Origin of the sequence: Pseudomonas sp. B2021 (assembly GCF_018135665.1) — a bacterium.
Taxonomy (GTDB): Bacteria; Pseudomonadota; Gammaproteobacteria; order Pseudomonadales; family Pseudomonadaceae; genus Aquipseudomonas; species Aquipseudomonas lactis.
The window spans coordinates 1,807,249-1,817,455 of the sequence record NZ_SMOF01000001.1 but is presented as its reverse complement, the minus strand read 5'-3'; the positions used below and the strand labels follow the sequence as shown (position 1 = coordinate 1,817,455).

Here is a 10,207-nt window from a genome sequence, read left to right as displayed (position 1 = left end):
CCACGCTGGCCGGAATTCGACAGGGATTTGGGGGGTAAACCGGCAGGGATGCCGGTTTAGCCGCCCCGCGCCATGGATGGCGCGTGGCGGCGGCCCCCAAATCACTGGCGGATTACGGGCACACCGAGCCCAAGCGAGGTGCCGAGTGGTGGGGCAAGAGCCCTTTGGTTACTTTGGGGCTTTTCCAAAGTGACCCGCCGTCAGGGCGGCCCCCTAAGTGGCCGTTACCGCAGGAATGGATATGTACACAATCCAACTGTGTTGACTGTCAGGCCGTCTTCGCAGGCAAGCCAGCTCCCACATTTGAATCGCGGGGCATCAGGTAGAAAGGCGTTGGCTGGCGGGCCGCCATCGCAGGCAAGCCAGCTCCCACAGTTGGACCCTGGGGTGTCAGCCCGGTCCTACGCCTTGATCAACGCCACAAACGCCGCACACGCAGCGCTGCGATACGCCCCCTTGCGGCTCAACAAGGCCGCAGTGCGCTGCGGCAACGCAGGCTCGATCACCACCGCATGCAATCCCGCCTGGGCCTCAGCCAGTGCCCGGGGCAGGATAGTTGCCAGAGGCGTGCTACGTACAATCTCGATAATCGCACTGATGGAATTGGCCTCCATGGCAATCTGCGGTTTAACCCCTTGCCGGTGGCAGTAATCGTCGATATAGCGGCGGGTGGCAAAGCCTGTGTTCAGCAGCACCAGAGGCTGTTCGAGCCAGGCCGGTTGTGTGCGTTCGCGATGACTGGCACTGACGACCAGGCTCAGCTCTTCGACAAACAGCGCCTCACAGTCGATCTCCAGCCCATGCTCGCCGGTAAAGCCGATGCCGATATCCAGCAGGTCCTCCCCCAGCGCGGCTTCGATACGGTCTTGGGTCAGTTCCTCGATGCTCAGGGTGATGCCGGGGTACAACGCATTGAACCGTGCCAGCAGCGGGCCGATCAGGTAAGCAGTAAAGGTCGGCGTCATGGCCAGGCGCAAGTGCCCTCGGCGCAGGTCCTGCACGTCGTGTATCGCACGGGTGCCGGCCTGCAGATCCTGCAAGGCCAAGCGCGCATAGCGTACGTACGCCTGCCCCGCGTCGGTCAGGCTGATGCGGCGCCCGGTGCGGTCCAGCAGTGGCGCACCCAGGCTTTCTTCCAGTTGCTTGATCTGCTGCGACAAGGTCGGTTGCGACACGTGCAGCGCCTCGGCAGCCCGCGTGAAGTTGCGATGCTCGGCAACGGCCAGCAAATAACGGATATGACGCAACAGCATGGGCAGCGCTCCAACTATAGGCATAGCTTATAGATAGCATCATAAACCGGTCTTGGACGCTATAGCCGAAAACTTCCATCCTTGCCCCATCAGCGACGCAAGGAGAACCACCATGCAACATCTCATCGACGGCTTTCGCAAATTCCAACGTGAAGCCTTTACCCCTCGCAGTGACTTGTTCAAACACCTGGCGACCACGCAAAACCCCGGCACCTTGTTCGTGTCCTGCTCTGACAGCCGCGTAGTCCCTGAGCTGTTGACCCAGCAGGAGCCCGGTGATCTGTTCGTCATCCGCAATGCCGGCAACATCGTGCCGTCCTACGGCCCGGAGCCGGGAGGCGTGTCGGCCACGGTCGAATATGCCGTAGCGGTGCTGGGCGTGAGCGACATTGTGATTTGCGGGCATTCAGACTGCGGCGCGATGACTGCGATTTCCACCTGCAAATGCCTGGACCACCTGCCCGCCGTGGCCAACTGGTTGCGCCATGCCGAGTCGGCCAAGGTGATCAATGCCGCCCGTACGCATGCCTCGGACGCTGCACGCCTGGATTCGTTGGTGCGCGAAAACGTGGTCGCCCAACTGGCTAATCTCAAGACTCACCCTTCGGTCGCCCTGGCGCTGGAACAAGGCCGGATGAACCTGCATGGCTGGGTGTACGACATCGAAACCGGCGGCATTGACGCTTTGGACGGGCACACCGGGCGCTTCGTCTCCCTGCTCGACCACCCCAGCACCCGCGCCCACGCCGCCTGAACCTTATTCAACCCAAGAGGACGTCACCATGTTGCAATCTCAATTCGCTCAAACCCCACGCCTGGCCCTGGCCGACACCATTATCGACCTCAAGGCACGCAAAAACCTGTCGTGGCAGGCCCTCACCGACGGCACCGGGCTGAGCCTGGCATTCGTCACCGCCGCCCTGCTCGGCCAGCACCCGCTGCCCAAGGAAGCGGCCGACATCGTGTGCGGCAAACTCGGCCTTGACGAGGACGCCAGCCGCCTGCTGCAAAGCGTCCCACTGCGCGGCAGCTTCCCGAGCGGTGTGCCGACCGACCCAACCATGTACCGTTTCTATGAAATGCTGCAAGTCTACGGCTCTACCTTGAAGGCCCTGGTGCATGAGCAATTCGGCGACGGCATCATCAGCGCCATCAACTTCAAACTGGACATCAAGAAAGTCGAAGACCCGGACGGCGGCTCCCGTGCGGTCATCACCCTGGACGGCAAATACCTGCCGACCAAACCCTTCTGATTTGCCGCCAACCGTCTACGCTCTTGGCACACCATCAAGAACGAGGGACGGGTAAATGAAGAGACTGCTCCGATTCACTTGGCTGCTGCTGTTGTGTTGCAGCCAGGTGCATGCCGCCACGGCACAGGAAGCGGATGCCCAAGCCGCCAAGGCCCTGCTGGAAAAGGCCTTGGCGTACTACCACAAGCAAGGTGACAAGGCGTTCGCCGCCTTCAGCCGTCAGGGCGAGTTCATCGACCAGGACCGCTATGTGTTTGTGGTCGATACAAAAGGCGTGCTGCTGGCCAGTGGCGGGCCCTCCTCCGCGCTGATCGGTCGCGATGTGTCCGAGGTACTCGGGCCCGACCTGCAAGCCTCGTTCAAACAAGCCCTTAGCGTGCCCGAAGGCCAGGGTATCCAGCAGGCTGACTATCGCTGGCAGAACTGGAATGACGGCAAGGTCGAACATAAACACGTGTTTTATCAACGCGTGGGCGAACGCATCCTGGCGGTCGGTTATTACTTGCCGCGCGCCACACCGGAACAGGCACGGGCGCTGCGCAACAAGGCGGTGGAGGCGTTAGTCAAGGACGAAACCGGCACGCTCAAGGCGATCAACTCTTTGCAGGGCGGCTTCCTGCAAGATGATCTCTACGTATTCGTGGTGGACCTGAACACGCGGCGCTACGTCGCCCACGGCACCAACCTGCGCCTGATCAACACCGATTTCGCCAAGATCAAGGACCCGGATGGCAAACCGGTGGGTGTGCCGATCCTCAAGATGATGGCCGAGCAGGACCAGGGCGAATACAAATACCGCTGGAAAAACCCGGTGACGGGCAAGGTCGAGAACAAGCACGCTTATGTGCGCAAGAGCGGGCATTTCATGGTAGCGGTGGGTTACTACAGCCCCTGAACCTGATCGTTCCCACGCTCTGCGTGGGAACGCCGCCTGGGACGCTCCGCGTCCGCTTATCTAACTTTGTCTTCACGGCCACGCAGTACTCGGTTGGGCATCGCGATCGCAGCCGCCAACCCCAGCAGCGACACTGCCGCACTCACCATCAACAAATGCCGGAACGTCACCGCCAACTCGCCGCGCAATGCATCCTGCGCCGGGCCGGGTGCGGCGTTGAGGCCGTCGAGCAGTACGTTGCCGGAACTGCCTTCGGCCATCAGTGCGCCGTTTGCCAGATGGGCGAAGCTGGAATCGTGCAACAGCGCCAGCAGCAACGCCGACATGCAGGCCACCCCCACTGCCCCGCCCAGGGAGCGAAACAGGTTGGTGGTGCTGGTGGCCACACCGATATCCCGTTGCTCCACCGAATTCTGTGTGCCCACCAGCGAGGTTGGAAATTGCATGCCTGAGGCGATGCCGCTCAACAGCATGAAGATCGCGGTGAACGCCACCGCCTGGGGCGCGCTGTAGGCCATGCAGAGGATCGCCAGGGGGCTTAACAACGCACCACTGAGGATCATCGGTTTGTAGCGGCCGGTCACCGAGGTCATGCGCCCGGCGAAATACGCGCCCATCGGCAAGCCCATCGCCAAGGGCAGCAAGTGCAGGGCCGCGCTGTCGGCACCGGCGCCGGTTACGGTCTGGTAGCGCAGGGGCATCAGCACCGTCAGGGAAATCGCCTGGAAGCTGGTGATGAAAATCGTGCACCAGCACAACACCGCGCTGCGGTTGGCAAACAAGTGCATGGGCAGCAGCGGCTCTCGCGCCCGGCGTTCGTGCCACACAAACGCGCTCAAGGCCAACAGGGCACAGGCCAGCAACCCCAACACGTGATCGTCATGCCATGAATGGCCCTGGCCGATTTCGGTGATGCCCAGCAACAAGGCAGTCAGGCCGATGATCATCAGCACCGTGCCGAGGTAATCGATGATGGGCTTGCGCTGCGGTACCGGCAGCCCCACCAGGGTGCGATGGGCCACGTACCAGGCGCCGGCGCCCAGCGGCAGGTTGATCAAAAACACCCAGCGCCACGACAGGTACTCGGTCATATAGCCGCCCAACACCGGCCCGGCCACGCTGGCTACCGCGTACATGCTGCTGAAATAGCCCTGATAACGCCCACGCTCGCGGGGAGGAATGATGTCGCCAATGATCGCCTGGCTCACCGAGACCATCCCGCCAGCGCCGATACCCTGCAGCACCCGCGCCAGCACCAGCTGCTCCATACTTTGCGCCAGGCCGCAGAACAGCGACGCCAGGGTGAACACGCCCATGCCGATCAGCATCATGGGCCGGCGCCCATACAGGTCGCCCAGCTTGCCGTAGATCGGCACCGCCACGGTCATCGCCACCATGTAGCCGGAGATCACCCAGGCCAGCAGGTTGACGTCATGGAACTGCGCAGAAATGGCCGGCATGGACACGGCGACAATGGTCTGGTCCAGGGCCCCCAGGAAGATCGCCATCATCAGCGCGACCAGGATACTGCGCACGGCGGGAACGGTTGGAGCGGGCTGATTGAGGTGAGTCACGGCAGAACCTTCGAGCAGGGCCCACAGGCAACGGTCACCGGTGGGAATGCTCGATACGATAGCAGGCTATTCGATAGGCTCGTAAGGAAGGCCGACGTAATTTTCTGCGATGGTTTTGCGCCCGGCCTCGGAGTGAACGAAATAGTCCAGTTCGCTTTCGGCGATGCGCTGGCTGAAGGCGTCCGCCTGTGGGAATTGATGCAGCATCGAGGTCATCCACCAGGAAAACCGTTCGGCTTTCCACACCCGGCGCAGGCAGATTGCCGAGTACTTTTGCAGCAGGTCCAGGCGCCCTTCGCGGTACACCTTGAGCAAGATGCGGAACAAGGTGCTCACATCACTGGCCGCCAGGTTCAAACCCTTGGCGCCGGTGGGCGGCACAATGTGCGCGGCATCGCCGAGCAGGAACAGACGCCCGTACTGCATCGGTTCCACCACAAAGCTGCGCAGCGGCGCGATGCTTTTTTCGATCGAGGGCCCGGTCACCAACTGCTCGGCCAAGGAGTTGGGCAGGCGGCTTTTGAGTTCATCCCAAAAGCGTTCATCCGCCCAGTCTTCCAGCTTCTCTTCGACCGGCACTTGCAGGTAGTAGCGGCTGCGGGTCGGCGACCGCATGCTGCACAGCGCAAAACCCCGCGTATGTTTGGCGTACACCAATTCAGCGTGTACCGGCGGCGTGTCAGCCAGCACACCCAGCCAGCCGAAGGGGTAGACCCGCTCGAACACCTTCAGCGCTTGCGCCGGTATCGACTGGCGGGCCACACCATGGAAACCGTCGCAGCCGGCAATGTAGTCGCACTCCAGGCGATAGGCTTGGCCTTCATGCTCGAAGGTCAGCCACGGCTGTTCACTTTTCAGGTCATGGGGTTGAACATTGGAGGCTTCGTACAGGGTGATGGCACCGGCGGCTGCGCGGGCGGCCATCAGGTCGCGGGTGACCTCGGTCTGGCCGTAGATCATCACCGACTGGCCGCCGGTCAAGGCCTTGAGGTCGATGGAGGTGAGTTGGCCATTGAGGGCAATGTCAAACCCGTCGTGCACCAAACCCTCGGCGTCCATGCGCTGGCTGACCCCGGCTTCGCGCAGCAGGTCGACCATGCCCTGTTCTAACACACCGGCGCGGATACGGCCTTGCACGTACTCGGCGCTCTGGCGCTCTAGAACAAGGGTTTGGATACCAGCGTTGTGCAACAACTGGCCGAGCAGCAATCCGGAAGGACCGGCGCCAATAATGGCGACTTGAGTTTTAAGGGTTTTCATTATTTTTATGGCCTTCAAGCTTCACGCGAACGTATGGAGTGAAAGAGTTGTCATTGCTCTTGTGGCTGACATTTTTCACTTGAGCGAGCCGCATAAGAAGGTGAAAACTGCGTCAAAACCTGTGCTTTTCGCCAATCGGGGCGATTACCGAACCCTTATCCTGAGTATCGGATTGAAACCATGACCAAAACCGCGATTCCGGTCTTCAAGCTTTACGGGGAAAGCCAGCAGTGGCCGACTCCCGATTTGTTGCACTGCGAAACCATTTCCCGGCGCAGTCGGGAATACCAGTGGGAAATCCAGCCCCACCGGCACGCGGACCTGTGCCAGTTGCTGTATGTGCACAAAGGCCAGGCACAACTGGAAATCGAAGGCCAGCGCACCACGCTCAACGAGTCGAGCCTGCAAGTGCTGCCACCGCTGTGCGTGCATGGTTTTCGTTTTTCCGAGGATGTGGAGGGGTTTGTGGTGACGCTTTCGGCGCCGCTGGTCAGCCACTTGCAGGCGCAACTGGGCTCTACCGTCGATGGCCTGCACACCCTGGGCAGTTACCCGGCGGGCAAGGACAGCGATTACTTGAACAGCCTGTTCATGCGTTTGCAGGACGAATACGCCGATGACCAACCGGCACGGGACATGATGCTGCACGCCCTGGTCAGCGTGTTGCTGGTATGGGTCAGCCGCCAGGCGATCCAACGTCGCCATCCACGCGCACCGCGGGGGCGTGAGTACTTTCGGCGGTTTACGCAACTGGTCGAACAGCATTACCGCGAACACCCCAAGATTGAAGACCTGGCCCACAAGCTGGGCATCTCGGTCTCACACTTGAACGGGACGTGTCGGGAGTTGGGTGGGCAGCCGGCATTGCAGATCATGCATGACCGCCAGTTGCTGGAAGCCAAGCGCCTGCTGACCTACACCAGCATGACCATCAACGAAATGTCCGAGGTGCTGGGGTTTTCCGACCCGACCAACTTCTCACGGCTGTTTCGCCGCAGGGTCGGGTTTTCACCCAAGGCGTTTCGTGAACAACTGAAGGCCGAGCAGCCTACCTGAGTGCACTGAAACTGCCGGTGCGCGGAACGCATTGGTCCTGATGACAACTGATGGCGAACGCCGCCGGCTGCATGCGTGTTTGCTCGACGCGATAGGCGGCAGTCCCATACAGCGCTGTCGCCAATGCGCAGAGGGTGAAAATTGTCAGGTACTTTCTGGTTTTGATGCTCATGGCACAGACCTCTGAACGGATCTACAGGGTGCTGTTTAAAGCATAGGTCAACTTGCCATGATGCGATGCCATTCAGCGCGCTTATTTCAGCTCACAGCCCGACGTCCCAGACAGGCTCCTCGGGGAAGCGCAGCACCAGGAAATCCAGGAGGCTGCGCAGCGCCGAGGGCATGTGTTTGCGTGAGGCGTACACCGCATAGATATTCATCTGGCGTGGCTCGGCGTGCGGCAGCAAGCGTACCAATTCTCCACTGCGGATCAGTTCACCGGCCTGATAACTGGGCAGCATCGCCACCCCAGCCCCGGCCAGCGTCACGCGCATTAACGTGCTGGCCTCGTTGGCGGTGATATTGCCGTGGACCGGCACCGACACGTGTTCGCCATTTTCTTCGAAATGCCACAGGCTCTTGCCGAAGTAAGAGTGGGTCAGGCAGTTGTGCCGGGCCAGGTCTTCGACTTTCTGCGGCGCCGGATGCTCGTGCAGATAAGCCGGTGTGGCGCACACCACCGAGCGGCATACGGTCAGGCGCCGGGCGATCAGGTTGGGGTCCAGATCGTTGCTGGTGCGGATCGCCAGGTCGATGCGCTCGTCCACCAGGTTCACCGTGCGATCAAGCATCTGCAAATCCACCGTCACCAGGGGGTAAAGCTTGACGTATTCGGCAATCGCCGCGCCCAGCTGCGCCTGGCCGAACGAGGTGCTCACGCTCAGGCGCAACAGGCCTCGGGGCGCGTCGTCGGGCTCGCTGACGGCGGCCTGCATATCCCCGCACAAATCCAACAATTGCCGGCAACGCGGTAGCGTTTCCCCCCCGGCGGCGGTGAGGCTGAGCTTGCGCGTGGTGCGGTGCAGCAGACGTGCGCCCACCCAGTCTTCCAGCTCGGCCAGGTAGCGCGAGACCACCGGGCGCGACAGGTCAAGGTGGTCGGCAGCGGCGGATTGGCTGCCCAGGTCCACCACGGTGACAAACACGCGCATTGCTTGAAGACGATCCATGATTTGCCCGCTTTCAGAAACAAACTATGTCCAAGCATCGCATTTTTTGTCGCGTTTTATGCAACTAAGCTCTGTGCATCCCTTACCGATGGCAGGAGCTGCCCGATGTTCTCGACCTTCAAACGCTTGACCCTGGCTACCGCCGCCCTGGCCTTCGCTGCCCACGCAGCGGCGACAGAGCTGAAACTGGACGTGTACAACCCAGGCGAAGCCGCGATCTTCCCGGTCAGCTCGGTGCTGGTCAGCGGCGAAAAAGACGCGATCCTGGTGGATGCGCAATTCGGCAAAGGCCAAGCCGAGCAACTGGTGCAGAAGATCCGCGCCAGCGGCAAGCACCTGACCACCATCTACATCAGCCATGGCGACCCGGACTACTACTTCGGCCTCGACACCCTGACCGCCGCTTTCCCCGACGCCAAGGTGCTGGCGCCGCAGCCGGTGGTCGACCATATCAACGCCACCGTCGCCGACAAGCTGGCCTTCTGGGGCCCGAAAATGGGCGCCGACAAACCGGCCAAGACCCTTGTGCCGCAAGTGCTTAAAGGCCACAGCCTGACCCTGGAAGGGCAACAGCTTGAAGTGGTGGGCCTCGACGGCCCGCAGCCCGATCGCAGCTTTGTGTGGATCCCGTCGATCAAGGCCGTAATCGGTGGTGTGGTCGTCGCTGAAAATATCCACGTGTGGATGGCCGATACCCAGAGCGCGCAATCCCATAAAGACTGGTTGGCTACGCTCAAGCGCATTGAAGACCTGAAGCCGAACACCGTGGTGCCGGGCCATTACCTGGGCAAGCCGTCGCTGGCCTCGGTCACCTTCACCGCCGATTACATCAAGGCCTTCGATCTCGAAACCGCCAAGGCCAAGGATTCCGCCGCCCTGATTGCGGCCATGAAAAAACGTTACCCCACCCTTGCCGACGAAAGCTCGCTGGAGCTGAGCGCCAAAGTCGCCAAGGGCGAAATGAAGTGGTAATTGGCTTTAAACCTTAACCCTGTTGGAGAACATCATGAGCAAGATCGCAATCATTGGTGCCACCGGCCGTGCCGGTAGCCAACTACTGGAAGAAGCGCTGCGTCGCGGGCATACCGTGACCGCCATCGCCCGCAATACCGACAAGCTGGCTGTGCGCCCTGGCGTTACGGTCAAACAGGCTGATGCCCTGGATGCCGAGGCCTTGCAACAGGCCATCAGCGGCAGCGACGTGGTGATCAGCGCCGCGCACTTCTCCACCCTCCCCGCCAGCGCCGTAATCGGCCCGGTGAAAAAGGCTGGTGTGAACCGTTTGTTGGTGGTCGGCGGCGCAGGTTCGCTGCTGTTACCCGGTGGCGGGCGCGTGATCGACAGCGAAGGCTTCCCGGCTGAATATAAAGCTGAAGCCAGTGCCGGAGCTGACTTCCTGGAAACGCTGCGCCAGGAAAAAGAACTGGACTGGACTTTCCTGTCGCCATCGGCCCTGTTCGACGGCACCGAGCGCACCGGCAAATTCCGCCTGGGCAAGGACGATCTGCTGGTGAGCAGTGACGGCACTAGCTCGATCAGTTTTGCCGACTTCGCCATCGCCATGCTGGATGAAGTGGAAAACCCGAAGCACCCGCGCCAGCGCTTCACCGTCGGCTACTGACCCAACGCTAACCACGATGCGAAGCGAGCCGCTCTTGATCTGCTTTTGATCTTGATCTTAGGCGCCCCGTCAAACCACGCTGGCCGGAATTCGACAGGGATTTGGGGGGTAAACCGGCAGGGATGC

Annotated in this window: 11 protein-coding genes; 6 read left to right on the top strand and 5 right to left on the bottom strand. The window is 61.3% G+C overall.

What is annotated here, in order from left to right; genetic code table 11:
* Positions 1–401: 401 nt before the first annotated feature.
* A complete protein-coding gene (gene cynR, locus E1K68_RS08235; protein ID WP_212613942.1) occupies positions 402–1,253 on the bottom strand; it encodes a transcriptional regulator CynR in 852 nt (283 codons plus the stop codon).
* Positions 1,254–1,365: 112 nt separating this feature from the next.
* Between cynR and E1K68_RS08230 the strand changes: the two genes are divergently transcribed.
* From E1K68_RS08230 to E1K68_RS08220, 3 genes are read left to right on the top strand one after another with little or no spacing between them, the layout of a single operon-like run.
* A complete protein-coding gene (locus tag E1K68_RS08230) occupies positions 1,366–2,007 on the top strand; it encodes a carbonic anhydrase (protein WP_060767251.1) in 642 nt (213 codons plus the stop codon).
* A gap of 28 nt (positions 2,008–2,035) precedes the next feature.
* On the top strand, positions 2,036–2,506 hold the full coding sequence (cynS, locus tag E1K68_RS08225) for a cyanase (protein ID WP_057710837.1): 471 nt from the start codon (positions 2,036–2,038) through the stop codon (positions 2,504–2,506).
* Positions 2,507–2,561: 55 nt separating this feature from the next.
* The gene (locus tag E1K68_RS08220) at positions 2,562–3,401 is read left to right on the top strand and encodes a cache domain-containing protein (protein WP_044273492.1); all 840 of its coding nucleotides are present in this window, start codon (positions 2,562–2,564) and stop codon (positions 3,399–3,401) included.
* 56 nt (positions 3,402–3,457) lie between these two features.
* Here E1K68_RS08220 and E1K68_RS08215 read toward each other — a convergent pair whose 3' ends face one another.
* Positions 3,458–4,975 (bottom strand): MDR family MFS transporter, encoded by a 1,518-nt coding sequence (locus E1K68_RS08215; protein WP_212613941.1) that lies wholly within the window; start codon positions 4,973–4,975, stop codon positions 3,458–3,460.
* Positions 4,976–5,041: 66 nt separating this feature from the next.
* Positions 5,042–6,235 (bottom strand): 4-hydroxybenzoate 3-monooxygenase, encoded by a 1,194-nt coding sequence (pobA, locus tag E1K68_RS08210; protein ID WP_003189582.1) that lies wholly within the window; start codon positions 6,233–6,235, stop codon positions 5,042–5,044.
* A gap of 180 nt (positions 6,236–6,415) precedes the next feature.
* On the opposite strand from pobA, the gene E1K68_RS08205 reads away from it, so the two are divergent.
* Positions 6,416–7,291, top strand: coding sequence for a helix-turn-helix domain-containing protein (locus tag E1K68_RS08205; protein WP_003189581.1), 876 nt, complete (start codon positions 6,416–6,418; stop codon positions 7,289–7,291).
* Here the strand turns inward: E1K68_RS08205 and E1K68_RS08200 are convergent.
* Positions 7,284–7,463, bottom strand: a complete 180-nt coding sequence (locus E1K68_RS08200) for a hypothetical protein (RefSeq protein ID WP_003189580.1) — start codon at positions 7,461–7,463, stop codon at positions 7,284–7,286. The two genes, E1K68_RS08205 and E1K68_RS08200, sit on opposite strands and share 8 nt — an antisense overlap.
* Positions 7,464–7,554: 91 nt before the next feature.
* Entirely contained in the window at positions 7,555–8,460 is a 906-nt protein-coding gene (locus E1K68_RS08195) for a LysR family transcriptional regulator (protein WP_003189578.1), read from the bottom strand.
* Positions 8,461–8,565: 105 nt separating this feature from the next.
* Here E1K68_RS08195 and E1K68_RS08190 point away from each other — a divergent pair, with 105 nt between their 5' ends.
* The gene (locus E1K68_RS08190; RefSeq protein ID WP_212613940.1) at positions 8,566–9,432 is read left to right on the top strand and encodes an MBL fold metallo-hydrolase; all 867 of its coding nucleotides are present in this window, start codon (positions 8,566–8,568) and stop codon (positions 9,430–9,432) included.
* Between the two features lie 34 nt (positions 9,433–9,466).
* Positions 9,467–10,081 carry an NAD(P)-dependent oxidoreductase gene (locus E1K68_RS08185; protein WP_212613939.1) on the top strand — a complete coding sequence of 205 codons (615 nt, stop codon included), beginning with the start codon at positions 9,467–9,469 and terminating at the stop codon, positions 10,079–10,081.
* The last annotated feature ends 126 nt before the right edge of the window (positions 10,082–10,207 follow it).

Bases quoted from the DNA above. Each gene is read 5' to 3' on its own strand.
- cynR (WP_212613942.1), bottom strand. From the start codon at position 1,253: ATGCTGTTGCGTCATATCCGTTATTTGCTGGCCGTTGCCGAGCATCGC.
- E1K68_RS08230 (WP_060767251.1), top strand. From the start codon at position 1,366: ATGCAACATCTCATCGACGGCTTTCGCAAATTCCAACGTGAAGCCTTT.
- cynS (WP_057710837.1), top strand. From the start codon at position 2,036: ATGTTGCAATCTCAATTCGCTCAAACCCCACGCCTGGCCCTGGCCGAC.
- E1K68_RS08220 (WP_044273492.1), top strand. From the start codon at position 2,562: ATGAAGAGACTGCTCCGATTCACTTGGCTGCTGCTGTTGTGTTGCAGC.
- pobA (WP_003189582.1), bottom strand. From the start codon at position 6,235: ATGAAAACCCTTAAAACTCAAGTCGCCATTATTGGCGCCGGTCCTTCC.
- E1K68_RS08205 (WP_003189581.1), top strand. From the start codon at position 6,416: ATGACCAAAACCGCGATTCCGGTCTTCAAGCTTTACGGGGAAAGCCAG.
- E1K68_RS08200 (WP_003189580.1), bottom strand. From the start codon at position 7,463: ATGAGCATCAAAACCAGAAAGTACCTGACAATTTTCACCCTCTGCGCA.
- E1K68_RS08195 (WP_003189578.1), bottom strand. From the start codon at position 8,460: ATGGATCGTCTTCAAGCAATGCGCGTGTTTGTCACCGTGGTGGACCTG.
- E1K68_RS08190 (WP_212613940.1), top strand. From the start codon at position 8,566: ATGTTCTCGACCTTCAAACGCTTGACCCTGGCTACCGCCGCCCTGGCC.
- E1K68_RS08185 (WP_212613939.1), top strand. From the start codon at position 9,467: ATGAGCAAGATCGCAATCATTGGTGCCACCGGCCGTGCCGGTAGCCAA.